Annotated in this window: 22 protein-coding genes; 11 read left to right on the top strand and 11 right to left on the bottom strand. The window is 71.5% G+C overall.

The window, feature by feature from the left end:
* Nucleotides 1–118: 118 nt before the first annotated feature.
* Entirely contained in the window at nucleotides 119–1,294 is a 1,176-nt protein-coding gene (gene rodA, locus NE236_RS29380; protein ID WP_252845430.1) for a rod shape-determining protein RodA, read from the top strand.
* Nucleotides 1,295–1,437: 143 nt separating this feature from the next.
* Nucleotides 1,438–1,947 carry an SRPBCC family protein gene (locus NE236_RS29375; protein WP_252845429.1) on the top strand — a complete coding sequence of 170 codons (510 nt, stop codon included), beginning with the start codon at nucleotides 1,438–1,440 and terminating at the stop codon, nucleotides 1,945–1,947.
* Here the strand turns inward: NE236_RS29375 and NE236_RS29370 are convergent.
* Nucleotides 1,913–2,629 (bottom strand): L,D-transpeptidase family protein, encoded by a 717-nt coding sequence (locus NE236_RS29370; RefSeq protein ID WP_252845428.1) that lies wholly within the window; start codon nucleotides 2,627–2,629, stop codon nucleotides 1,913–1,915. The genes NE236_RS29375 and NE236_RS29370 overlap by 35 nt on opposite strands.
* Nucleotides 2,630–2,695: 66 nt before the next feature.
* On the opposite strand from NE236_RS29370, the gene NE236_RS29365 reads away from it, so the two are divergent.
* Complete coding sequence (locus NE236_RS29365; RefSeq protein WP_252845427.1) at nucleotides 2,696–3,337, top strand: DUF1707 SHOCT-like domain-containing protein; 642 nt, start codon at nucleotides 2,696–2,698, stop codon at nucleotides 3,335–3,337.
* A gap of 142 nt (nucleotides 3,338–3,479) precedes the next feature.
* Here the strand turns inward: NE236_RS29365 and NE236_RS29360 are convergent, their stop codons facing one another.
* Together NE236_RS29360 and NE236_RS29355 are read right to left on the bottom strand one after the other, a co-directional pair.
* A complete protein-coding gene (locus NE236_RS29360) occupies nucleotides 3,480–5,147 on the bottom strand; it encodes an MFS transporter (protein WP_252845426.1) in 1,668 nt (555 codons plus the stop codon).
* Nucleotides 5,148–5,269: 122 nt separating this feature from the next.
* Entirely contained in the window at nucleotides 5,270–5,761 is a 492-nt protein-coding gene (locus NE236_RS29355; protein WP_252845425.1) for a 2-thiouracil desulfurase family protein, read from the bottom strand.
* Nucleotides 5,762–5,848: 87 nt separating this feature from the next.
* Between NE236_RS29355 and NE236_RS29350 the strand changes: the two genes are divergently transcribed.
* On the top strand, nucleotides 5,849–6,739 hold the full coding sequence (locus NE236_RS29350; RefSeq protein ID WP_252845424.1) for an alpha/beta fold hydrolase: 891 nt from the start codon (nucleotides 5,849–5,851) through the stop codon (nucleotides 6,737–6,739).
* 12 nt (nucleotides 6,740–6,751) lie between these two features.
* Here the strand turns inward: NE236_RS29350 and NE236_RS29345 are convergent, their stop codons facing one another.
* From NE236_RS29345 to NE236_RS29325, 5 genes are all read right to left on the bottom strand, one after another.
* Entirely contained in the window at nucleotides 6,752–7,846 is a 1,095-nt protein-coding gene (locus tag NE236_RS29345) for a DUF711 family protein (protein ID WP_252845423.1), read from the bottom strand.
* A gap of 2 nt (nucleotides 7,847–7,848) precedes the next feature.
* The gene (locus NE236_RS29340; RefSeq protein WP_372494456.1) at nucleotides 7,849–9,288 is read right to left on the bottom strand and encodes a DUF7059 domain-containing protein; all 1,440 of its coding nucleotides are present in this window, start codon (nucleotides 9,286–9,288) and stop codon (nucleotides 7,849–7,851) included.
* A gap of 2 nt (nucleotides 9,289–9,290) precedes the next feature.
* A complete protein-coding gene (locus NE236_RS29335) occupies nucleotides 9,291–10,151 on the bottom strand; it encodes an N-acetylmuramoyl-L-alanine amidase (protein WP_252845422.1) in 861 nt (286 codons plus the stop codon).
* A 177-nt stretch (nucleotides 10,152–10,328) separates the two neighbouring features.
* On the bottom strand, nucleotides 10,329–10,565 hold the full coding sequence (locus NE236_RS29330; protein ID WP_252845421.1) for a hypothetical protein: 237 nt from the start codon (nucleotides 10,563–10,565) through the stop codon (nucleotides 10,329–10,331).
* A 280-nt stretch (nucleotides 10,566–10,845) separates the two neighbouring features.
* A complete protein-coding gene (locus tag NE236_RS29325) occupies nucleotides 10,846–11,883 on the bottom strand; it encodes a LacI family DNA-binding transcriptional regulator (protein ID WP_252845420.1) in 1,038 nt (345 codons plus the stop codon).
* Nucleotides 11,884–12,107: 224 nt separating this feature from the next.
* Between NE236_RS29325 and NE236_RS29320 the strand changes: the two genes are divergently transcribed.
* Nucleotides 12,108–12,809 (top strand): TetR/AcrR family transcriptional regulator, encoded by a 702-nt coding sequence (locus tag NE236_RS29320; protein WP_252845419.1) that lies wholly within the window; start codon nucleotides 12,108–12,110, stop codon nucleotides 12,807–12,809.
* 381 nt (nucleotides 12,810–13,190) lie between these two features.
* Here the strand turns inward: NE236_RS29320 and bldC are convergent, their stop codons facing one another.
* Nucleotides 13,191–13,394, bottom strand: coding sequence for a developmental transcriptional regulator BldC (gene bldC / locus NE236_RS29315; protein ID WP_141956617.1), 204 nt, complete (start codon nucleotides 13,392–13,394; stop codon nucleotides 13,191–13,193).
* A gap of 240 nt (nucleotides 13,395–13,634) precedes the next feature.
* Nucleotides 13,635–14,501, bottom strand: coding sequence for a DUF8083 family protein (locus tag NE236_RS29310; RefSeq protein ID WP_252845418.1), 867 nt, complete (start codon nucleotides 14,499–14,501; stop codon nucleotides 13,635–13,637).
* Nucleotides 14,502–14,753: 252 nt separating this feature from the next.
* On the opposite strand from NE236_RS29310, the gene NE236_RS29305 reads away from it, so the two are divergent.
* The 6 genes from NE236_RS29305 to NE236_RS29280 all read left to right on the top strand — a co-directional run bounded on the left by NE236_RS29305 (nucleotide 14,754) and on the right by NE236_RS29280 (nucleotide 23,834).
* The gene (locus NE236_RS29305; RefSeq protein ID WP_252845417.1) at nucleotides 14,754–15,821 is read left to right on the top strand and encodes a Glu/Leu/Phe/Val dehydrogenase dimerization domain-containing protein; all 1,068 of its coding nucleotides are present in this window, start codon (nucleotides 14,754–14,756) and stop codon (nucleotides 15,819–15,821) included.
* Nucleotides 15,822–16,056: 235 nt separating this feature from the next.
* Nucleotides 16,057–16,284 carry a DUF3073 domain-containing protein gene (locus NE236_RS29300; protein WP_252845416.1) on the top strand — a complete coding sequence of 76 codons (228 nt, stop codon included), beginning with the start codon at nucleotides 16,057–16,059 and terminating at the stop codon, nucleotides 16,282–16,284.
* A 419-nt stretch (nucleotides 16,285–16,703) separates the two neighbouring features.
* On the top strand, nucleotides 16,704–20,900 hold the full coding sequence (locus NE236_RS29295) for a carboxypeptidase regulatory-like domain-containing protein (RefSeq protein ID WP_252845415.1): 4,197 nt from the start codon (nucleotides 16,704–16,706) through the stop codon (nucleotides 20,898–20,900).
* A 281-nt stretch (nucleotides 20,901–21,181) separates the two neighbouring features.
* Nucleotides 21,182–21,550 carry a hypothetical protein gene (locus NE236_RS29290; protein WP_252845414.1) on the top strand — a complete coding sequence of 123 codons (369 nt, stop codon included), beginning with the start codon at nucleotides 21,182–21,184 and terminating at the stop codon, nucleotides 21,548–21,550.
* Nucleotides 21,551–21,723: 173 nt separating this feature from the next.
* On the top strand, nucleotides 21,724–22,329 hold the full coding sequence (locus NE236_RS29285) for a carbonic anhydrase (RefSeq protein ID WP_252845413.1): 606 nt from the start codon (nucleotides 21,724–21,726) through the stop codon (nucleotides 22,327–22,329).
* 26 nt (nucleotides 22,330–22,355) lie between these two features.
* Nucleotides 22,356–23,834 carry a SulP family inorganic anion transporter gene (locus tag NE236_RS29280; RefSeq protein WP_252845412.1) on the top strand — a complete coding sequence of 493 codons (1,479 nt, stop codon included), beginning with the start codon at nucleotides 22,356–22,358 and terminating at the stop codon, nucleotides 23,832–23,834.
* An 81-nt stretch (nucleotides 23,835–23,915) separates the two neighbouring features.
* Here NE236_RS29280 and NE236_RS29275 read toward each other — a convergent pair whose 3' ends face one another.
* Nucleotides 23,916–24,548, bottom strand: a complete 633-nt coding sequence (locus tag NE236_RS29275) for a SanA/YdcF family protein (RefSeq protein WP_252845411.1) — start codon at nucleotides 24,546–24,548, stop codon at nucleotides 23,916–23,918.
* Between the last annotated feature and the right edge of the window lie 50 nt (nucleotides 24,549–24,598).

Raw genomic sequence — 24,598 nt, 5'->3', positions numbered from 1 at the left:
ATCAGTCACTCAGAGAGACGCCATCGATCTGCCGCCGGGGCTGCGGGCTCCGAGCGCCGATGGTCGGGGCCCGTCGGGGGGCGGGCGTGGGGGTGCCATGTTCGGGAGCCGCAACAGGGTGACGACGACGGCGCGGCGTTCGCTGCTGCGCCGGCTGTCCGGTCACGAGTCGCCGCTGCGCCGGCTCGACTGGGTCCTGCTGAGCGCCGTCGTCATGCTGACGCTGATCGGCACGCTGCTGGTGTGGTCGGCGACCCGCCCCGCCCTGCTCAACACCGGCCGCGACCCGCAGATCTTCCTCAAGAAGCACCTGTTGACGGTCGCGATCGGCCTCGGGCTCGCCGCGTTGGTCACGGCGCTGGGCTACCGGCTCGTGCGCGCCTACGCGCCCATCCTCTACGGCGCCTCGTGCGTCGGCCTGGTCCTCGTCCTGACCCCGCTCGGCTCGACGATCAAGGGACATCACTCCTGGATCGAGCTGGGCGGCGGGTTCCAGCTCCAGCCGTCGGAGTTCGCCAAGGTGGGCCTCGTCGTGGTGCTCGCCGTGCTGCTCGGCGAGCGACGGGACGCACAGGCCGCACAGGCCGCACCCCGCACCCGCGACATCGTGGCCGCGCTCGCCCTCGCCGCGCTGCTCGCCGGCCTGATCATGATGCAGCCGGACCTCGGCACGACGATGGTCCTCGCCGTCGTCGTCCTGGCGATGGTGGCCATCTCCGGCGCGCCCAAACGCTGGCTGCTGACCATGGTGGGCGGCGGCGTGACGGGCGCGGTCGCCGCCTGGCGGTTCCACCTGCTCAAGCCGTACCAGATCAACCGGTTCATCGCGTTCGCCGACCCGGCGGCCGACCCGAAGGGCGCCGGGTACAACGCCGCCCAGGCCCGTATCGCGGTGGGTTCGGGCGGCCTGGCCGGTCAGGGGCTGTTCCGGGGGCAGCAGACCGGTGGCCACTTCGTGCCCGAGCAGCACACGGACTTCATCTTCACGGTCGCCGGAGAAGAACTCGGCTTCCTGGGCTCCGCGCTGATCGTCGTGCTCGTCGGTGTCGTGCTCTGGCGCGGCCTGCGCATCGCCGCCCTGTGCGCGAACGGTTTCGGGATGCTCCTCGCGGCCGGTGTCGTGTCGTGGCTGGCGTTCCAGACGTTCGAGAACATCGGCATGACGATCGGCATCATGCCGATCACCGGGGTGCCGCTGCCGTACATCTCGTACGGCGGGTCCGCGACGCTGGCCAACATGATCGCCTTCGGCCTGCTCCAGGCCGTGCACCTCCGGCAGCGGCTGTTCGGCTGACGGACGCGCGAACGGCCCCGGCGCTGTCGCCGGGGCCGTTCGCGGTGGCCCTACCGAGCGGTCTTCAGCACCGTCCTGTCAGCGGGCCCTGGCGTGAGACGGCGTGCCGCGAGATCGTTGGGGGCGACACCCGGGAGGTCGGCATGGCACGCGACGGGCGAAGATCCTCGTTCACGGCGACGGCGACGGCGCACAGCCGGGCGGATGCCGCGACGCTCTTCCGGCTGGCGGCGGACGGCGGCCGCTGGTCGGAGTGGGCCGGCCCGTTCGCGCCGCGGTCGTCGTGGGAGCGGCAGGGCGACCCGCCCCCTGGCGGCATCGGCGCGGTCCGCCGCCTCGGCCTGTGGCCGGTCGTGGTACGCGAGGAGACGGTCGCCTACGAGCAGGACCGGTTGCACGGCTACGCCCTGCGCACGCCCGCCCCGATCCGCGACTACCGGGCCGAGGTGAGGTTCGAACCCCGCGACGGCGGCGGCACGGACGTCGTCTGGGAGGGGACGTTCGCCGAGCTGATCCCCGGCACCGGACCACTGGCCGAGCGGGTGATGCGGCTGATACTCCGCTCCCTGACCCGGCGGCTCGTACGCGCGGCCGAACGCCGCGACGGGCTCCCGGCGTCTACGACCGGAAGAGCGCGCTCTTCGGGCCCATGATCATCCGGTCGTACGGGACGAGGGTGCGCATGATGGCGCGCAGCTTCGACTCCTTGATCGAGATGCAGCCCGCGGTCGGGGTGACGCCGCCGACGTGGAAGAAGATCGCCGAACCGTACCCCCGCTTGGGGTTCGGCCGGTTGTAGTTGATCACTACCGCCTGGTGGTACGGCCCGCGGCGCGCGGTGGCCGACAGGTCCTCGTCCGTGGAGCGGCACTTCGCCGCCGCGTAGTAGTCGTTGTAGTGGCTCTCGCCCGGGGTGGATCCCCAGCAGTCGCCGCTGCTGTGCAGCGTGCGGTACGTCAGCTTGGTGCCGGGGTTGCCCAGGCCGAACGCGTCGGTGAGGGTGAAGGAGCCGGTCGGCGACTTGCCGTCGCCTTCGCGCTTGGCGCCCGGACGGGCGAAGGCCTTCGTTCCCGCGCGTCCCGTGGTGGCGCTGACCTTCTTCCAGGACTTCCCCTGCTTGACGCACTCGGTGACCACGACGTGGTTCGAGGAGTATCCGGAGGAGATCGCGAACACCACGTGCGAGGCGGAACCCGTGGAGTACTTCAGCCTGCCGTGGTTCGCGGCCGAGCACGGGTTGAAGGTGGCGGCCTGCGCGGCGGGCGCCAGGGCGGTGAACGCCGCACCGCCCGCGAGGACGATCGAGGCGAGGATCGCGGTTCGTTGGTTTTTCACGATGAAAACCCCCAGCGTGTTCGCTGGCGACAAGCCTACGGGAACCCGGCAATCTAGGGTGTGGTCATGACGAATCTTCCGGAGCGGCGCGAAATGCGCATCTCCGACGCCGAACGCGACCAGGTCGCCGCGATTCTGCGCGAGGCGGCGGGCGAGGGCCGGCTGGACTTCGAGGAGCTCGACCAACGCCTCACGGCAGTCTACGCCGCGAAGACGTACGGCGATCTGGAGCCCGTCACCCGTGACCTGCCCGAACCCGCGACCCGGCCGGCCGCCCCGCGCGGCGACCGGTTCGGCGGGACGCCCGGCTCACGGGTACTCCTCGGGATCATGAGCGGCTTCCAGCGCAAGGGCGCCTGGGTCGTGCCCGAAGAGCTCACCGCGGTGGCGTTCTGGGGCGGCGGTCAGCTCGACCTGCGCGAGGCGCGGTTCGCCGCGCCGCAGGTGACGATCCGGGCGTTCGCCGTCATGGGCGGCATGGAGATCCTGGTGCCCGAGGACGCCGAGGTCCACGTGAACGGCATCGGCATCATGGGCGGCTTCGACCACCGCGCGAGCGGTGTGGGCGCCCCCGGAGCACCGAAGATCATCATCACCGGTTTCGCCTTCTGGGGCGGGGTCGGCGTACAGCGCCGGGCGACCGACGCCGAACTGCGCCGCCGCAAGCTGGAGGATCGAGAGGCGGGACGCCGCCACCTCGAGGACTGAGCCCTGAGAGGCGGGTGCCTCCGCATCGACGGCTGAGCCCGTACGAGATGCTCGGTGAAGGCGTCGGCGGGTGGCCGTTTCGCGGCGACTCTCCCGCTTTCGTGACGCCCTCACCGAGCATTCGGCACGCGGTCCGGAGGGCTCACTCCGGCGAACGCGCGTGCCTCGGCAACAGGAACGCCGCCAGGAAGGTCAGGCCGAGCAGGCCGACCTCCACCCACAGCGTCAGTTTCATGGCCTCGACGAACCCTCTCCGCAGCGCCGTCCGCCCGATCTCGGCGGCCGCCCGCTGGGCCGGGGCACCGGCCGCGCGCACCTGCCCCTGAGCCCGGAGGCAGGCCGCCGGGACGGCCTCGGAGTCCTTGGCCACCGCACGGTCGTGACCGCAGTCGCGCAGCGCGGTGACGAGCCGGTCCCGCTGCGGACCGGAGACTCCGGCCGCCGCGAACGCCTTCGCCGCCGCCGTGTCCGTGGCGGTGGCGACCTGGCCGCCGAGGAGGCCGAAGAAGATGGTGCCGAGCACGGCGACACCGAGTGAGCTGCCGAGCTGCTGGACCGAGGTGAGCGCGCCGGAGGCCGAGCCGGTCTCGTGCTGTTCGACTCCGGCGAGCACGGTGTCGAAGAAGGGCGCCATCAGCAGGCCCATGCCGGTACCGGTGACGATGAGCGCGGGAGCGAACTCCCAGGGGCCGACGCCGGAGCCGGCCAGGTGCAGGGTGAGCACCACGCCCGCGACGCCGAGCGCCATCACCAGCGTGCCGCCGTGGATGACCCGCCGGCCGAACCGCTGCACGGCCTGGGCGACGCCGAACCCGACGACCACGCCGACCGACCACGGCACCGTGGACAGGCCGGCCCGCAGCGGCGAGTAGCCGAGGCCGATCTGCAGGAAAAGGCTGAAGACAAGCGAGAACCCGGCCATTCCGGAGAAGAACACGATCCCGACGATCAGCCCGCCGGTGAAGCCGCGCTTGCGGAACAGGCTCGGCACGATCAGCGGGTCGTCCCCCGCGCGCTGCCTGCGGCTCTCGTACCACCCGAAGAGGCCGAAGACGGCGACCCCGGCGGCGATCATGACGAACGTCCACGCCGGCCAGCCGAGCTCACGGCCCTGGACCAGCGGGTAGACGAGGAGCAGCGAGGCCACCGCGGCGAACACCACGCCGACGATGTCGAGCCTGGGCGGCCGCGCGGACCGCGACTCGGGCAGGAACCTCAGCCCGCCGAGGACGGCCAGCAGCCCGAGCGGCAGGTTGATGAGGAAGATCATCCGCCAGCCGGTGCCGAAGAAGTCGGCGTCGATCAGCCAGCCGGCGAGGATCGGCCCGCCGACCGAGGACAGGCCCATCACCGGGCCGAACATTCCGAACGCCTTCGACGACTCCTCGTCCGAGAACATCTCCTTGATCACGCCGAGGCCCTGCGGAAGCATCACCGCCCCGAACAGCCCCTGGAGCCCCCGGAAGGCGATCAGCGTCTCCGGCGACTGCGCCAGCGCGCACAGCAGCGAGCCGGCGGTGAAGCCGATCGCGCCGATCAGGAACATCCGTTTGCGTCCGGCGACGTCGCCCAGCCGCCCACCGGTGAGCAGGCCGATCGCCATGGCGAGGGTGTAGGCGGCGCCCAGCCACTGCACCGTGCTGACGCCACCGCCGATGTCGGCGCGGATGGACGGCGCCGCGATGCTGGTGATCATGGCGTCGAGCATGTCCATGACCTCGGCCGCCAGCAGGACGAACAGGGCGACCCACCGCCAGCGGTAGGCCACCGGGACGACGACTCCCGCGCGGGACGTATCGGTAGCGGGCATGGCTCCTCCGATCTCGCAGATATCACTCGATTTCAGAGAAGATATATCGCGTTCATCGAGACGCGTCAAGACATATCGCGTTTACTCGCATGGACCGGTCGGGGTGTGCGCGGCGAAGCGACTCAGCGTTCGAGGTCGGCCAGGTGGGCGGCGGCCTCGTCGATGGCGTTCTCGGCGAAGACGGCGATGCCGTGCCGCTCCAGCAGCGCGGTCGTCACGCCCTCACCCGGCACCCCGGTGCCGCTGAAGGTGCCGTCGTAGATCCGCGCGACGCCACAAGAGGGGCTGCTCTCCTTGAGGATCGCCATGCGCACGCCGTGCGCACGCGCCTCGTCGAGCGCCTGCCGTGCGCCCTCCAGGAAGTGCTCCGTGACGTCGGCGCCGTCGCGGGTCAGCACCCGCGCCCGCCCGTCCAGCACGTCGCCGCCGAGCCCGCCGTGGATCTCCGCGGGTGGGCGCGGCACGGGCAGCCCGCCGCGCACCTCCGGGCAGACCGGAACGAGACGCCCCTCGGCCCGCCACCGCTCGAACACGCGGTGGTCACTGCGCTTGCCGGTGCCGTCGTAGCGCACCGGCCGGCCCAGCAGACACGCGCTGACGAGGATGCGTTCCATCACGTTCAGCGTAAATGCACCGCGGAGTACACGGATGTGACCACGGTCTCATACCTCGCCGTCATCTGGTCATGCCAAGCTCTGATCATGAGTTCGATGCAGGCGGATCTCCGGCGGGGACTCTCCTTCGTCCGCCGGGTCGGCAGGGTCGGTGACGGCGTCGTCGAGCCGCCCCTCCCGCCCGCGCGGGTCGTCGATCTGCCCCGGCGCGGCGAGGCCACCGTACGTGTCGTCGAGGGTCCGGCACCCGTCCTCCTCCTCCACGGCTGGGCGCTCACCGCGGACGTCAACTTCTGCCACCTCATGCCGCACCTGTCCCAGGGCATGGTGGCGATGGACCATCACGGGCACGGACGAGGGCCGAGCCGACCGGGGCGGTTCCGCATCGAGGCCGCCGCGGACGACCACGCCGCGCTCCTCGACGCCCTCGGCATCGACGAGGTCATCGTGTGCGGCTACTCCCTCGGCGGCCCGGTCGGCCTCGAACTCGCGCGCCGCCACCCCGATCGGGTCGCCGGCCTGGTGCTGCAGTCCACCGCCCTGCGCTTCGACAGCCCCGCCGACCGGGTGACCCGGCCCTTGCTGAAGGCCGTCCGGCCGCTCACCCGTTTCGACATCGGCCGTACCGCCCCGCTGCGCTACTTCAGCGACACGCGCGAGCGCAGCCCCGAGACCGCGCGGCTGTGGCCCTGGCTGCGCCGCGAACTCGTACAGGCCCATCCCCGCGCGATCGTGGACACCATGCTGGCCGAGTACGAGTTCGACTTCCGGCCGTACGCGCCGCTGCTGGCCGGCCTGCCGACCGCCGTGGTGCTGACGACGCGGGACCATGCGGTGCCGCCCGGCGACCAGTACGACATGGCGCGCCTGCTGGACGCCGAGGTGCTCGAGATCCACGACGACCACGACGTTTTCCTGGCCGACCCGGAGACGTACGTCGCCACGACGCTGGAGGCGATCGGGCGCGTCACCACCTGAGGGCCGCCGTGGTCACCACCGGACCGTGGTGTTCGTCAGGTACTCCGAGGTGAACGCGGTACGGTCCCCGCTGCGCGTGCCCGGCACCGGGAACAGCCGCGCCGAGAGCGGCTTGCGCAGGCGTACGGCCAGCGCGGTGACGTCCAGCAGCAGGCGGGCGATGGCGTCGGCGGAAGCGTCGCCGGGCAGTGGCACGGTGTCCAGGCCGGTGCCGCAGACCGAGGAGTACGCCAGCAGGTCGTGCAGGCCGATCCGGCCCTCCTCCCAGCGCCGGGCGAGGACGACGTCCTCCATCACCGGCAGCATGAGCCCGTTGTAGCCGCAGGTCGGCAGGGCGGTGCTCCGCAGCCCAGCGGTCAGCGCGGCCGCGACGGCGAGCGTGCCCGGAGCGCCGAACTCCCCGACGATCTCCTCGAACGCCGCGCCGATGCTGTCCTCGCCGTTCGGGGCCGGGGACAGGTCGATTCCGCCGAAGCGCACCCCCAGCTCGGCGGCCGCCCGTTCGGCGAGGCGGACGACGGGGGCGGCCTCCTCGGTGACGGCCGCGGCGAATCGCTCGGTCAGGCCGTCCAGGCCGCCCTTGGCCGCACCGACCGCGATGCTCGCGCCCTGCAGGCCGACCGTCAGGCTCGCCGCCCCCTCGTGGTAGGCGGCGGGAAAGAACGGGGCCCCGGGCGGAACGCACGCCAGCGCCGCGAACCGGAAGTTGCCGAAGCCCTCCTCCGTCTCGTTCGCCAGCCGCAGCATCGCCTCCGCCGCCGGCCGGGCCGCCGCCGTGTTCCCGTCGAGGCGAACAGTGCAGCTCAGGGCGTCGTTACCGATCAGCAGGTCCGGGATCGTCTCGACGCCCGAGGTCGCGGGACCGAGCGAGCAGTACGCCAGGCCGGCGTCGTCGAGCGCGGCCTGCAGGCCCCGCGCGTACGCGGCGGTCGGCGTCATGTCGTCGAACACGGGACGGGTCGACAGGCGGAGCGTCTGCACCTCGTATCCCGCGTCGCGGAACACCGCCTCCGCGCGGCGCAGCGCGTCGGCGCCCTTCGCGATGACGTCCGCGGCGAGCGGGTGAGGCTCGGGCACTCCGAGCGTGAGCGTACGGATCGGAACCATGCTCAGATGATGTCAAAGAACCCGTCGGCCACCAGATCGGGCAGCACCGCGAGGGCGCGCGCCCGTACGATCCCGGTGTCGGCGCCGGTGAGCTCGGCGATCGCGTCGAGCAGCGGGCCGAGGGGCAGGTCACCGTCGCACGCCCCCGCCAACGCGGCCTCGACCGTCCCGACCTGCGCCGCCCTGCGCAGTCCGTACGTCTGCCGGAGCACGATCCGCTCCGGGTCCTCCGCGCCGGGCGGGCCGATCTGCTCCTGGACGACGCCGGGCGTGGTGCGCAACAGCGTCGACGGGGTGACGTGCGTCCGGGCGCGTACGACGTCCCGCACGTAGGCGCCGACGGGCTGGTCCACCGCGTGCCGCAGCTCCTCGACCCGCACGTCGTCACCGCCGGAGCGGTGCAGGGTGATCCAGCCGAAGCCGATCCCGGTGACCTTGTGCGCCTCGAAGTAGTCGAGCCAGGCGTCGTAGCGCCGGTGGTACTCCGGCGAACCGGCGTCGCAGGAGTCGCGCAGCCACAGCTCGGCGTACTCCGCCGGGTCCTGGACGTCGCGCTCGACCACCCAGCCGTCGACGCCCTCGACCCAGCCCGCGACGCGTTCGCGCCAGTCCTCGCCCTCCACGTGCAGCCAGTTCGCCAGCAGCTGGCACCAGCCGCCGGGCGCCAGGTGCGCGGGTGCCCGCCGGACCAGACGCCGGCAGAGCTCGTCGCCGGGCAGCCCCGACTCGCGGTACTCGAACCGCAGGTCCGGCGAGATGACGAACGGCGGGTTGGACACGATCAGGTCGAACGTACGGCCCTCGACGGGTTCGAACAGGGAACCCTCCAGCAGCTCGGCGTCGACGCCGGACAGCGCGAAGCTCAGCCGCGCGAGTTCGAGGGCGCGCGGGCTGACGTCGGTGGCGGTGACGCTCCGAGCCCGGTCCGCGAGGTGGACGGCCTGCACGCCGGATCCCGTACCGAGGTCGAGGACGTCGCCCACCGGGCCGCGGACGACCAGCTGCGCGAGGTTGCCCGACGCCCCGCCCTGGCCGACGACGTGATCGGGGCGCGGCGGGGCGTCGCCCGGCCGCGCCTTCAGGTCGGAGACCACATGGCCGCGGGCGGACGACGGGTCACCGGGAACGCCGGAAGGGGACTCCACCGGCTCGACGTGCAGCAGCGCGCGGACCTCACCGCCCGACCGCTCGACCAGGCCGAGGGCGGCCAGGTCGTCGAACGGCAGCGCCGACTCCGGAACCGGCACCTGCAGCCAGAACAGCCGGACCAGCGTCTCCAGCGGCGCGGCGCCCCGGGTGGACCGCAGCGCGGGGACGATCTCGTCGCGGGCCAGCGCCGCTCCGGCGACCGGTCCGAGAAGGTGCCGGACCCCGGCGACGGTGTAGTCGGCGTGGTCGAACAACCCGCGCACGCGCTCGGCGGCGCCCTGGTCGACGGCCACGCTCAGCCCAAGTACTTCGCGAAGCCGTTCGCGAGGGCCTCGGCCATCTTCTGGCGGCCCTGCGGGCTCTTCATCTTCGCGGCGTCCCCAGGGTTGCGCATGTTGCCGCACTCGATGAACACCGCCGGCCGCGTCGAGACGTTCAGACCGCCGAGGTCGCTGCGGACGTCGATGCCGTTCTTGCCGAGGTACGTGGAGTACGGGATGCCGGTGCCCTGGTGGAAGGCGTCGCGCATGTCCCCGCCGAGCCGGCGGGACGGCGCGATGATGGACTCGTTGTGGCCCTTGATCGGCGCCGGCTCGATGATGTGGAAGCCGTGTCCCTTCGCGGGGGCGCCGTCACCGTGGATGGCCAGGACCGCGTCGGCGTGCGCCCGGTTGCCGATCCTGGCGCGTTCGTCGACACACGGCCCGACGCCGGTGTCGTTCGGGCGGGTCAGGACGACCTTGGCGCCCTTGGCCCGCAGGATCTTGACGAGGCGGGTGGCGACGTCCCAGGTGAACGCGTGCTCACTGTAGTTGTCGTCGGTCGAGGTGCCGGTCGTGTTGCAGGCCTTGCGCCCGTTGTAGACGTCGACCTTCTTGTTGATGATCTCGGGATGCGCCGCGTTGCCGCCGTTGTGTCCCGGATCCACCACGATCACCTTGCCCGCCAGGGAGCCCTGGGATCCCTTGGACCCGTGGGACGGCGAGGAGTCTTCGGGCGAGGGCTGCCCGGTGCGTGAGGCGGCCGACGTCGCCGTCGGCGGGGCCGCCGACGCCGAGGGCGAACCTCCCGACCCGCAGCCGGTCAGAGCGCCCGCGAGCACGGCCATGCCCATGGCGCCCAGCGCCCTGCCGGAGAGAATCGTCGAACAACGCATCACGACCAGTGTGCCAAACGCGCGGGACCGCCGTGTCCCGCCCCCGGAATCCACGGAGCCGGCCCCGGGACGGCGAGTGGCCGCCGCCGCTCCCTCCGCGCTGAGTCGGGCGGCGACGGCCACGTTCGGAGCCGGGCGGCGTATCCGCGCCACCCGGCCGGTCGCGGGCGGAGACGGTCAGCGAACGGCGCTCTCCTTGCCGAGCAGGGCGGCGAGCGCCCGCGCCTCGTCCGCGTCCAGGCCGAGCACCACGCGGGGCCGTCCCCACGGGTGGTCGATCGAGTGGGCGACGTATCCGGCGACGGACTCCGTCACCTCCTCGATCAGCCCGCGCGCGTGCCGCCACTGCGACCATGCGCGCTCCAGCTCACTCGCCGCGCGCTGCGCGGATGACACCAGCTCCGGATCACGCACGATCGGCCCCCTGGCATTCCCACCGGATCCACCCGTCCGTCGCCCGGCGGTCTCCCCTTCGGCGCCCCGGCCGTCCCCCCGACAGGGCCGGTGGCGATTCCGATGGCGGACCCGCCGGGCGGCCGGGCACGCACCCATTAAGACGGGCGCGCCGACCCGTGGCACGCGGGTTCCGCGAGGCTTGGCGACGCCCTTACCGACCGCAGACCGGAGCAGGGTGAGGGGGCGCTCCCGGGTAGATCAGCGATGCCGTGGGTAGATCGGCGCGGACACTGCGAGTTCAGCGCGGGGCGGGGCCGGTGGTCGAGCGGACGACCAGGTGGGGCACGACGAGTGTCTGCCGGGGCTGCCGGAACGGGTCCTCGATGCGCGCGCACAGGCGCTCGGCCGCGACGCGACCCATGTCACGACGTGGCTGGTCGACGCTGGTCAGGGCGATGTGACGGATGGCCGCCAGGTGCGTGTTGTCGTACCCGACGATCGAGATGTCGTCGGGGACGCGCAGCCCGCGTTCGTCGGCGGCGGACAGCACACCGGTGGCGACGAGGTCGTTCGGGGCGAAAATCGCCGTGGGCGGCTCGTCGCGGCTCAGCAGCTCGCGTGCGGCGCGGTAACCGCCCTCCTCGGTGAAGTCTCCCGGCTCCACCACGATCAGGTCCGCCAGGCCGTGCCGGCTCATCGCCGATTCGTACCCGGACCTGCGATAGCGCGCGGTGGTCGAGGGAGCGCCTTCGATGTGGGCGATCCGGCGGTGGCCGAGCTCGACGAGGTGATCGACCGCGAGCCGCGCGCCGAGCTCGTCGTCGTCGACGACGATGTCCACGCCCTCGACGTCCCGCTCGCCCACGACGACGACGGGGACGTTCTTCGCCGTCTCCGTCAGCGTGTCGGGCACGACGCTGAGGAGCACGAGCCCGTCGACGCGCATCTCCAGGAACGCCTCGACGGCCTCGGCCTCGAACTGCGGGTCCCAGCGGCCGCTGCCGACCAGCATCCGCAGACCCGCGCCGTGCAGGCACTCCTGCAACCCGTCAAGGAACTCGGCGAAGAACGGGTTGTGCAGGTCGGCGACCAGCGCACCGATCAGCCGGGTGCGCCCCTCGACCAGACTGCGGGCGACCGCGTTCGGGCGGTAGCCCAGCTCCCTGGCCGCCTTCAGCACCGCCTGCCGGCGGGCCTCGCTGACGTGCGGTGACCCGCGCATGACGAGAGAGACCAGCGACTTCGACACGCCGGCGCGCTCCGCGACGTTACGGATTGTCGGCTTCGCCGCCGGCACCTTGGGCACGGCCGCCTCCTGGCGTGGGTCCTCGGGCATGGGGTTCTCCTGTCCGAGCGACCGCCTGAATCAGGGACAGATACCGGCGGACCGCCGCAAGGGAGGAGATGCCATGATGCCCTCACATCGCCTTCCGCGCCCGTGACCCTGAGTAAGGGGCATACCCGAGAGGGAATTCGGGCCGGGTCACTACATCGCGTCCGTACGCTGACCAGCCGTTGGCGGCACCACCGCGAGAAAGCCGGCTCCGATACGCTTCCACTGTGGGTGATCGCGCAACCGCTCCGGAAGATCAGGCGGAGCCGCCCCGGCGTTCTTCCGGTGGACGGCCGGGCCGACGACGCCTCACCGTCGACGAGCGTCGCGAGGAGCTGATCTCCGCCGCCCTCGAGCTGTTCAGCGACCGGCCGCCCGAGGAGATCTCGATCGACGACGTGGCCGACGCCGCGGGTGCCTCACGGGCGCTGGTCTACCACTACTTCGGCGGCAAGCAGGAGCTCTACCTCGCCGCGTTGCACACCGCCGCCAGGCAGCTGGGCGAACTGCTCGACCCGCCGGCGGAGGGCCGGGGCCTGGAGCGGCTGGCCGTGTCGCTGCACCGCTACTTCGATTTCGTCGAGCACTACGCCGCTGCGTTCGTCGCGCTCCTGCGGGGAGGCCCGGCCTACCGGACCGGGGAGATCGGCGAGGTCATCGAGGGCATCCGCAGCTTCGTGATGAGCCGCATCATCGCCACCATCGGCGTGGAGGAGCCGGGCCCCATCCTGCGCATCACGCTGCGGTCGTGGATGGCCTCGGTGGAGACGGCCGGCCTCGACTGGCTCGAACACCGCGACATCCCCCGCGACGAGCTCGAACGTCTCCTGATCGATCACCACGTCGTGCTGCTGGACGTCGCTGCCCGGCACGACCCCGAGGTGGCCGCGCTGTTCGACCGGCTGTCGCGGGAGCCCCGCGCCACCTGACCGCCCACTCCGTGCACTTGACCGGCCGGTCCGCGCCATCTGACCGCCCGGTCCGTGCACCTGAGCGCCCACTCGGCGCCCTTGATCGCCGACCTCCGCGCGCGGGGTATTCCTCACCGCGCGCCGAACAGCGCGGATGCCCCGCCCGGTCTCGGGCGGGGCATCCCTCACCTGGAGTCCGTGCAACCCCCCGGCACGGTCCCGAGCGAACGGGACCGGTCGAACCTCACGGAAGCTCCCCGACCTTCCACGAGCGGCGGGAGTGCGCCAGCTCGTGGCTCATGCGACACGCCCGGCGACTGCCGGCCGTGCGCCCCCCAGTTGAAACGTCGCCGACAGGTCCGTACCGGTCACCGGCGACTGATCGGGGTCCTCCTCCGACTACTCCGACCGCTGCTGCGGGATCCCCCCCAGCAGAGCGCGGACCTCGGCCTCGCGGTAGCGCCGATGTCCTCCCAGCGTCCGGATTGACGTCAACTTCCCGGCCTTCGCCCAACGGGTGACGGTCTTGGGGTCGACGCGGAACATCGTCGCCACCTCTGCCGGCGTCAGCAGGGGCTCGGCCTCTGGCGTACGAGCTGACATTTGTGCGGCCTCTCCTCCGTGGACCGATGACAGCGATCCAGCGTTTGAACCTCGCGCGTGCCACTGATGTCTCATATGGTCTGGATGGACCACTTTGACATCACAAGACGTAACCATGCCACCACTGAGCGCAACAGGCAAGTCCCTGATAGCAACTCTGTGATTTTTGGTGGTCGAGTCACGCTGCGTGATTCTAGCGACACGTATAGTCGCATCGCGCGGTGATTCGGCTAATTTTGCTCAGTTGGCGGATTCAAGAGCTCGTACAACCCGCCAGCGGGCGGTCACGCGCTTGTGCATCGCGACCGCGACCTCGCTCTGCCCGGTCTCCAGGCCCGTGATCGCCGCGGCGATCTCCGCGACGGACTCGTCGGCCCGCAACGCCGCGTCGTCGAGCAGGTGCACCAGGCCGCCGTAGTCGAGCTCGACGAGGGAGTGCGGGTGAAACTCCTCGAGCCAGCGGCCCACCGACTCGACGTCCCCGAGATCCAGCCCTTCGCCCGCCTGACGCCGCAGGACGCCCCGCGCGCGGGCGACACGGCGCCGCGCCTGGGCCATCGGCGTGACGTAAATGAGCGTCCGGGTCGGCGTGGCGGTCGTCGGCCCGCCGGAACCGCCCTCCCCCTGACCGCCGAGCACGAGCCAGCGTTCCTTGGCCACGAACGGCAGGAACCACGCGAGCGGCAGCTGCCACGTGCTCGACAGGATGTGCGGACTCAGCGACCCGGACCCGCGCTTCCAGCTCTCGAACGCCGCGTCCGCCTGATCGGCGACACGCGGTGGCACGAACATGTCCGTCAGCCGCTCGGGCATCTCCGCCCGGAACCGGTCGAACGCCAGCCACGACCGCAGGCGCGTCTCCCACGGGCAGACGTACGTCATGCCTTCGACACGCCGGACGTACGCGTCACCGCTCTCGCGCGTCGGCGCGACGATGGGCGGAACCGCGATCATCCGCCACAGCGCGCGGGTATGCTCGACGCCCAGCGCCCCGACCCTGCGCGGCCGCTCCTCCGATTCGGCGTACGCCGACCACCGGGAGCGTTCCGGCTCGGGATAGGCGGCCAGCGGTTCGTACACCCGGAGGTAGGCGGCGTAAGGCAACACGACCGCATCGTGACACGAGCGTGCGGAAAACGCTCGTCGCCGGGGCCGCCGAGATCCTCCTGAGACCTCTTCAGTGTTCCGCCGTGCCGCTGCCCGCACTCCGACCGCGAGACGCCTACCCTGAACCTGTCGGACTCATGCCCCGGTGCCGGTCGCGGCCGTGCGATCCACGGTGATGCCATCGGCACCGGGTATTCCGCCCGTGCCTCACCCCGGTCATGGGCAGCGTGTGCTCAGAGAGGAGCCCCCACAGTGACGAAGGTCTTCGGCACACCCCACGAGCAGGTCGTCTTCTGCCACGACGAGACCAGCGGCCTCAAGGCGATCATCGCCATCTACTCGACCGCGCTCGGTCCCGCGCTCGGCGGCACCCGCTTCTACCCCTACGGCTCCGAAGACGAGGCCCTCGCCGACGTCCTCAACCTGTCGAAGGGCATGGCCTACAAGAACGCCCTGGCCGACCTGGACCTCGGCGGCGGCAAAGCGGTCATCATCGGCGATCCCGCCACGGACAAGTCCGAAGCGCTGCTGCGGGCGTACGGGCGGTTCGTGCAGTCGCTGCGCGGCCGCTACTTCACCGCCTGTGACGTGGGCACCTTCTCGGAGGACATGGACGTCATCGCGCGCGAGTGCGACTACGTGACGGGCCGTACGGTCGCGCACGGCGGCGCGGGTGACTCGTCGATCCTCACGGCGTTCGGGGTGTTCCAGGGCATGCGGGCGGCGGCCGAGCGCGTCTGGGGCTCGCCCACGCTGCGCGGCCGGCGCGTGGGCGTCGAGGGCGTCGGCAAGGTCGGGCACCGGCTCGTCGAGCACCTGCGCGAGGACGGCGCCGACGTGGTGATCACCGACGTCGACACGGCCGCGGTGGCCCGCGTGAAGGCCCGGCACCCGGAGGTCGACGTGGTCGACGGCCACGCGGCCCTCACGGGCTCCGACATCGACGTGTACTCCCCGTGCGCGCTCGGCGCGGCCCTCGACGACGACACGGTCGCCACGCTGCGGGCCAAGGTCGTCTGCGGCGGGGCCAACAACCAGCTCGCCCACCCGGGCATCGAGAAGCAGCTCGCCGACCGGGGTGTCCTCTACGCGCCGGACTACGTCGTCAACTCCGGCGGCGTGATCCAGGTGGCCGACGAGATCGAGGGTTTCGACTTCGAGCGGGCCAAGCAGAAGGCGAGCGGCATCTTCGAGACCACCCGGCGGATCTTCACGATCGCCGCCGACGAGGGCGTTCCGCCGGCGGTTGCGGCGGATCGGCTCGCCGAACGCCGGATGTCCGAAATCGGCCGCCTGCGGGGCATCCTCCTCAACCCGTGATCACCGTACGCTGGGCATCTCTGCCCTGGCCACGGCCGCCAGAGCGGCGGCCGGACCGGTGGGCTAAGCTCTTCATCAGCCGCCGCCGAGTAGACGACGTACCGAGCTGGGCGCAAAACGGGTACGGTTGTATCCGTAGCCGGTGCGCGGGGTGACGTCGCGCCCGGTTGCGGATGCGTAAGCGCGTAAGTGGGGCCGATACGACGGGCCCCCGACCATCGAGGGGGTCGAGCCAATGGGGCGCGGCCGAGCCAAGGCCAAGCAGGTCAAGGTTGCTCGCCGGCTGAAGTACAACAGCGGCGGGACGGACCTGGATCGCCTGCGCGGTGAGCTGGGCGTTGACCAGAACTCACAGGATGACCATGACCCCTACGACGACGACTCGTCCGAAGACCTCGCGGCACGCTATGCGGACTACGCCGAGGACTACGACGAGAAGAAGGACGGCACGAGTAGCAGCTGAATGCCGTCTCGACGTCTGAGACACCCGGTCGCCCGGCCGACCGAGGCCTGAGGGGTATGCCGGGACGTACGACCGAAAAGCGTCACCGCCGGCACCGGCGGGGGCGCTTTTCGTACGTCCACACCGCTTCGCGTACGTGTCGCCGATGCTCTCCGTGACCGGACCGGTACGCGGCCAGAAATGCGGACCTTCGTTTGTAGGGGTCGGCACTGGCACGGTCCACACGGGTGTGCAACAGGGTCGAAAATCTCACGCTTCGTAAGTTCTTCACGTTTTGAGCGTTTTTTCAGTGAATTTCAAGCTGACAGACAGCTTGACTTTCGGCCATATGCGGACGTGATCTTTGCCGTCTCCTGGGTGACGATCGGCGTGTTCGAGACCCGCGATCCGGGTTCCCTCCCCCGCCAGGAGAGACGTACATGCCCCGACCCCCCAGCCGGCGACGGCCCCGTCGCCTGCCCCCTCCGCCCGCGGTCCGCCTGTCGGCCGCGGGCGGACGCGTGGGCGCCCTCATCGTGGCGCTCATGGTGGCCGTCCTGACGGTGATCACGGTGCCCGCGGCGTCCGCCTCGGGCATCCCGGCCAAGCGACCCGCGCCGCACGCCAAGGCGACGAGTGCGACCTCACCGGGGTCGCACCCGACCAGCCGGGCGTGCGCCAAGCCCTCCCGGGCGAGCGAGATGGCCTGCCTGGCCTTCGTCCGCGACGACGTCCTCGGGCCGAAGGGGGTGCAGCCGAACAGCACCCCTGCCGGGTGGGCGCCCGCCGACCTCGCCGGCGCCTACGACCTGCCCGCGACCGGGGCGGCCCAGACCGTCGCGATCGTCGACGCGTTCGACAACCCGAACGCCGAGGCCGACCTGGCGGTGTACCGGCAGCAGTACGGACTGGCGCCGTGCACGACGGCCAACGGCTGTTTCAAGAAGATCGACCAGCGCGGCGGCACGAGCTACCCGGCACCGGACGCCGGGTGGTCCGGGGAGATCGCCCTCGACATCGACATGGTGAGCGCGGTCTGCCCGGACTGCAAGATCCTGCTGGTCGAGGCCGACGACAACTACATGGACAACCTCGGCGCGGCGGTGAACCAGGCGGTCACGCAGGGCGCCAAGTTCGTCTCCAACAGCTATGGCGGCGGTGAGGGCTCCGACGAGGGCCAGGCCGACGACGCGTACTTCAAGCACCCCGGTGTCGTCGTCACGGCCAGCAGCGGCGACGACGGGTACGGCACCAGCTATCCGGCGGCGTCGCCGTACGTCACGGCCGTCGGCGGCACGTCCCTGGTCAAGGACACCTCCTCCCGCGGCTGGAGCGAGACCACGTGGGACGGCGCGGGCAGTGGCTGCTCCACGTACGAGGCCAAACCGTCTTTCCAGCAGGACACCGGCTGCGCCAAGCGGTCGATCGCCGACGTGTCGGCGGTGGCCGACCCGAACACCGGCGTCGCCGTCTACAACGGCGGCTGGCACGTCTACGGCGGCACCAGCGTGTCCGCCCCGATCATCGCGTCGGTCTACGCGCTCGCCGGCGCCCCGGCGGCGGGCTCCTCGCCGAACGCCCTGCCGTACGCGCACCCGGGCGACCTCAACGACGTGACCAGCGGCTCCAACGGCAGCTGCAGCCCGGCGTACCTGTGCACGGCGGGGACGGGGTACGACGGGCCGACCGGGCTCGGCACGCCGAAGGGCGTGGGAGCGTTCCGGTCCGGGCCGCACGGCATCGTGACGGGCACGGTCACGGACGGGACCGCCCCCCTGGCCGCCGCGAAGGTCACGGCGGGCGACGCCACCACCACGACGGACGGCCAGGGGAACTACACCCTGAGCGTGCCGCCCGGGACGTACGACGTGACCGCGAGCAAGTTCGGCTACGCCGCCAGGACCGTGAGCGGCGTCGAGGTCGGCGACGGTCAGACCGTGACCGAGAAGCTCGCACTGACGGCCAAGGCGCGCGTCAACGTGACCGGCCTCGTACGGGACGGCTCCGGCCACGGCTGGCCCGTCTACGCGACGGTGCGCGTCAAGGACGAGCCGACCGCGGTGACCTACACCGATCCGAAGACGGGGAGGTACGCGCTCAGCCTGCCCGCCGACGACACCTACGCGCTGCAGGTCGACCCGCTGTATCCGGGATACACGGCGGACTCTCAGGACGTGAAGGTCGGATCCGCCGACGCCACGCACGACGTCACCACGCTGGTGGACCAGACGACGTGCAGCGCCCCCGGGTACGGCTTCCACTACGCGGGCGCGACGCAGGGCTTCGACGGCACCGCCGCACCGGCGGGCTGGACGGTCGACGACAAGGTCGGCAAGGGCCAGACCTGGGTGTTCAACGACCCGGGCGGTCGCGGCAACAAGACCGGCGGCGCCGGCGGGTTCGCGATCGTCGACAGCGACAAGTACGGTTCGGGCAACACGCAGGACACCTCTCTGATCAGCCCGGTCACCGACTTCAGCGGCACGGCGCATCCGATCGTGTCCTTCCGCAGCGACTACTACGGCTTCTCCGGCCAGGTCGGCGACGTGGACCTCAGCGTCGACGGCGGCCAGACGTGGACGACGGTCTCGCACCGTACGACCAGCGTGCGCGGCCCGCGCACGGACACCGTCGACCTGTCGGCGGCGGCCGGCAAGAGCGCGGTCCAGGTGCGGTTCCACTTCACCGGGAAGTTCGGTTACTGGTGGCAGGTCGACGACGTCTTCCTGGGCGAGCGCACGTGCGAGCCGGTCTCCGGCGGCCTCGTCGTCGGCCAGGTGCTCGACCAGAACACCGGTACGGGCGTGAACGGCGCCGTGGTGACGTCGGCCGACCGGCCGGCGGAGAAGGCGACCTCGGCGGCGACGCCGGACGACCCGAACCTCGGCGACGGCTTCTACTGGCTCTTCTCCTCGGTCACCGGGAGCCACAAGTTCACCGCGTCGGCGAGCGGCTACTCCGGCAAGGACGCGACCGTGAACGTCGCGGCCGACTGGGCGTCGGCGGCCGACTTCTCGCTGCCCGCGCCCCGGCTCGCGGTGACGCCGGCCGAGCTGAAGAAGACGGTCGCCTGGCAGGGACAGGGCAGCGCGGCCCTGACCCTGAAGAACACCGGGTCCGCCCCGGTGACCGCCAAGATCGGCGAGCAGCCCGGTGACTACCGGCCCGCGGCGCAGGGCGCGCCCGTGCAGAACGTGAAGGGGGACTACGCCCAGGGCCGCTTCCGTCCCGACAAGGCGGCGACGGCCCGTACGAAGGCCGCCGCCAGGGCCGCCGCGGCGCCGTACGCGCCACCGTGGACGAGCATCGCCGACTACCCCTCGACGATCATGGACAACGCCGTGACGAACGTCGGCGGCAAGATCTACTCGATCGCGGGCGTCGACTCCTCGTCCGTGCTGAACAAGGCGTACGTCTACGACCCGGCCGGCCAGGCGTGGTCGGCCATCGCCGCCCTCAACACCGCGCGGGAGGCACCGCAGGCCGCGACGGTCGGCGGAAAGCTGTACGTCCTCGGCGGCTGGAGCTCCACCGGCGCGGCGGTCGCCAAGACCGAGATCTACGACCCGGCGACCGGCGCGTGGTCGGCCGGGGCCGACAACCCCAAGCCGTACGCCGGCGCGGGCGTCGGCGTCGTAGGCGGCAAGATCTACGTCGTCGGTGGCTGCCTGGACAGCTGCGGCGCGGACGACGTGCAGGTCTACGACCCGGCGGCGAACTCCTGGAGCTCGGCGGCGGCGTACCCGGAGAAGACCTCCTGGCTCGCCTGCGGCGGGCTCGGCGGCAAGCTGTACTGCGCGGGCGGTTCGTCGTCCAGCGTCAGCAGCAAGCACGCCTACGCCTACGACCCGGCCGGCGGCACCTGGTCGTCCATCGCCGACCTGCCGATCGACCTGTGGGCGATGGGGTACGCGGCGGCCGGCGGGCAGCTCCTGGTGTCCGGAGGCGTGACCAACGGCACGAGCACGCTCACCAACCAGGGCTTCGCCTACCGCCCGGACTCCGACTCCTGGACGGCCCTGCCCAACTCCAACAACACCCTCTATCGCGGCGGTGCCGCCTGCGGCCTGTACCGGATCGGAGGTTCCAGCGGCGGGTTCAACGCCGTCAAGAGCGGCGAGACCCTGCCCGGGTACGACCAGTGCACCGCGACGGCCGACGTTCCGTGGCTGTCGGAGGACACGACCGAGGTGACGATCCAGCCGGGCAAGAGCGCCAAGGTCACGGTGGCCTTCGACGCGAACATCGCCGCGATCACCCAACCGGGGACGTTCACCGCGCAGCTCACGGTGGACGCCAAGACCCCCTACGGTGTGGCGCCCGTGCCCGTGACGTTCACGGTGAACCCGCCGTCGACGTGGGGGAAGATCACCGGGACGGTGACGGGGGCGCCCTGCACCGGGACTCCGGCGCCGCTGGCCGGCGCGACCGTGCAGATCGACACCTGGACGGCGAGCTACACGCTCAAGACCGACAAGAACGGTCAGTACGTGCTCTGGCTCGACGTCCGCAACAACCCGCTCACCCTGATCGCGGCGAAGGACGGCTGGGCGCCGCAGACCAGATCCGTCAAGATCGTGAAGCTCGCGTCGACGACGGCCGACTTCGCGCTCAAACCGGATCACACCTGTAGTTAGTCCCTGATGTGTACGGGCCGCGGGGCCTCCCCGCGGCCCGTACGCATGGGCGGACCGGCACCGATGGAATTCGTCGGTGACCGGTCGCTGACGCCGTGTAACTTCCGGGTTAAATACCCCTGACCGAGCAGTGGCATTCGCCACGAAAAATGCGGGAACCTCCCGAAAATGCGCTGGCCAGCGTCGAAATCGCCACCATATGACGCCTCCCCATCACGCTGCGTCTCGGGTTACGCTGACCCGAGTCAAGTGGGTAAGGATCCGGAGTCGGGGGGGGCGTCGTGCTCAGGGTGCGCGCAGGCTGGGTCGCAGCGGTGCTGCTGATCGCCCTGGCGTTCCTCGGCGGCCCCGACCTCCTGACCGGCCACTCCCACACCCCGGCGGCCGCGGCCACCTCGGCCGCCGAGCGCGACCACCGCGCCGGCGATGAGCTCGACAGCCCCGATTCCGTGACCGAGCACCTCACGCTCGGCCGCCGCCGGGTGCCGGGCCTGCCGCCCTCCCAGAACACCCGCGCCGCCGCCGCGACCGGACACAACGGCGTCGCCACCGACCTGGCGCGCGGATCTGCGGGCTCGATCACCGACCGCCACCCCGTGCGTCATCGCACCGGCTGCTCACCCGAATCTCTGCAGGTCTTCCGCTGCTGATCGGCATTTAGGGCGATCGACCGCCCGACAAGTCCCTTTTCTCCGCAGACGGCGTGAATCGCTCGCGCCGCCTGGTCCACGCCTGCCCGCGACGGCCCAGCGCCGTGCCTCGCGTGCCGCGCATTCCTCGTCAGTTCTCTCACCGGTTCCGACGACCCACAGAAAGGCTTGCCATGCAGTCGCTGATCGACAACGCTCGTCTGTTCCCGCAGCGAGCGGCCGACCGGCGTACGGACCTCGGTCGCCTTGCCGAGGGCCAACACCCCGAGGCGCTCTTCATCACCTGCTCCGACTCCCGCGTCGTTCCCACGCTGATCACCGGCGCCGGCCCGGGGGAGCTCTTCGAACTCCGCACCGCCGGGAACATCGTCCCTGTCCATGACGCCGAACGGGTCACCGCCGAGGCCGCCACCATCGAGTACGCCGTCGAGGTGCTCGAGGTGACCAACATCATCGTCTGCGGGCACTCCCACTGCGGGGCCGTGGGCGCACTCCTGCGTGCCGGCGACCTGACCGCCATCCCCTCCGTCCAGCGCTGGCTCGCCCACACCGAGCCGCACGACCCCGTACGGGACGCGATGACCGACGCCGACGGCGCCGCGATCACCTCCGCCGTCCAGCGGCACGTCCTGACCCAGCTCGACCGGCTCCGCACCCACCCGAGCGTCGCGGCCCGGGTGGACGACGGGCGGCTCGCGCTGCACGCGTGGTTCTACGCCATCGACACCGGCGTCGTCAGCGCCCACCGCCCGCGCACCGGAACGTTCTCGCCGCTCTGATCCCCCGATCCTGAAACGAGGTGAACATGACATCGTTCCTCTCCCGACGTGACACCGTCCGACAGGACCTGCTCGCGTCGATCGTCGTCTTCCTCGTCGCCCTGCCGCTGTGCATCGGCGTCGCGGTGGCGTCCGGTGTCCCGGCCGAGCTCGGCCTGATCACCGGCATCGTCGGCGGCCTGGTCGCCGGTGCCCTGCCGGGCAGCAGCCTCCAGGTCAGCGGCCCGGCCGCCGGTCTGACCGTGCTCGTGTTCGAGGCCGTGCGGGAGTACGGCCTGCGGTCGCTCGGAGCGATCGTCATCGCCGCCGGCCTCATCCAGCTCGGGATGGGCGCGCTGCGGCTGGGCCGCTGGTTCCGCGCGATCTCGATCTCGGTCGTGCAGGGCATGCTCGCCGGAATCGGGCTCGTCCTGGTCACCGGCCAGGTGCACGGCCTGTTCGACGGCAGGTCGCCCGGCGCGGCGACGGCCAACGTGGCGGGCCTGCCGGGCCTGCTCACGGACTCGGCGAACGAACCGGCCGCCCTCGCCGCCGGCGGGATCGGCATCGGCACGATCGTCGTGCTCGTCTGCTGGAAGTACGCGCCGAAGCGCCTGCGGGTGGTTCCAGGCGCGCTCGTGGCGGTGGCGCTGGCGACCCTGGCCACCCTCGCGTTCGACCTCCCGGTCAAGCGCATCGAGGTGAAGGGCCTCCTGGGCTCGATCCAGCCGCCGGGTCTGTCCGACCTCGGTGGGCTCGCGTCGGTCGGCGTGCTCGGCACCGTGGTGGCGTTCGCGCTCATCGCCTCGGCGGAGAGCCTGTTCAGCGCGGCGGCCGTCGACCGGATGCACAACGGCTCCCGCACCGACTACGACCGGGAACTGATCGCGCAGGGCGCCGGCAACACGCTCTGCGGGCTCCTGGGAGCCCTGCCCATGACCGCCGTCATCGTGCGGAGCGCCGCCAACGTGCAGGCCGGGGCCCGTACGAAGGCATCGCGGATCCTGCACGGGGTGTGGCTGCTGGCCTTCACCGCGATCTTCCCGGCGGCCCTGGGCCACATCCCGGTGACCGCCCTGGCCGCCATCCTCGTGCACGCGGGATGGAAGCTGCTGTCGCTGCGGGAGGTCGGCCGGCTCTGGCGCACCGAGCGCGGCGAGGCGGTCGTCCTGACCGGCACCGCGCTGGCGATCGTCGTCACCAACCTGTTCGAGGGCGTCCTCATCGGCCTGCTGCTGGCGATCGTGAAGACCGCCTGGGACGTCTCCGACATCCACGTCGACGTGGACGAGAAGGCGGACCCCCTCGTCATCCGGCTCAGCGGGAACGCGACGTTCCTCCGCCTGCCGAAGGTGCTCGACACCCTGGAGGCGATCCCGCACGGCCGGGCGGTCGAACTCGACCTGTCCGCCCTGCGCCATCTCGACCACGCCTGCCGTACGGCGCTGCAGGCGTGGGCGGCACAGCACGACGGACGCGACGAGAAGTCGTCCGTACGGATGCGGGAGCCGGCCCTCACCGGCTGACGCGGGCCGGCGGCTCGGCCGCCCGGGGCACGGCAAGAGTGCCGTGCCCCGAGCGGCCGGGACGCGGCGAGGGCGGGCCGTTCAGTGGCGCCCGGCGGCTTCCAAGGCCCGCTGGATGCCCGGTTCGCGGGGGCCGAGGAAGTACGGCCGCGGGTGCAGCGCGAGGTCGTACAGCGCCTTGACGGCGGCCGGTGCCTCGCGCACGTACAGGTAGGCGGTCGTGGTCACGTTGTACCGGCTGCTGTCGTCGCCGACGCCCCAGGCGTCGATGCCCGCCGCGCGGCAGAGCGTCACCGCGCGCGGCAGGTGGAAATCCTGGGTGACGAGGATCGCCCGGTCGACGCCGAAGATCCGCTTGGCGCGGGCGCACGAGTCCCAGGTGTCGAAGCCCGCGTAGTCGAGGACGATCCGGGGTCGCGGCACGCCCTGGGCGACCAGGAAATCCCGCATCACCGAGGGCTCGTCGTAGTCCTTGCGGCTGTTGTCCCCCGTGACGAGCAGCACCTGGATCTTTCCCCGGCGGTAGAGGTCCGCGCCGAGCCGGAGGCGTTCGACGAGCATCCGCGACGGCCGGCCGTTCAGCGCCCCCGCGCCAAAGATCATTCCCACGGTCGTCGCCGGAACCCGCTCCGGGCTCGTCCGGTACCGGCCGGTGTCGGTGTACATCCACGCGGCGGGGAGGATCAGCGCGTACGCGCCCAGAGCACACAGCACGGACAGCGGTGCCTTGCACCGCCAAAGGATCCGCGCCGGCTTCCGCGCAC

This window comes from Actinoallomurus purpureus (assembly GCF_024055795.1).
In the GTDB taxonomy this organism is placed as follows: domain Bacteria; phylum Actinomycetota; class Actinomycetes; order Streptosporangiales; family Streptosporangiaceae; genus Actinoallomurus; species Actinoallomurus purpureus.
This window is presented reverse-complemented; position numbering and strand designations above follow the sequence as displayed.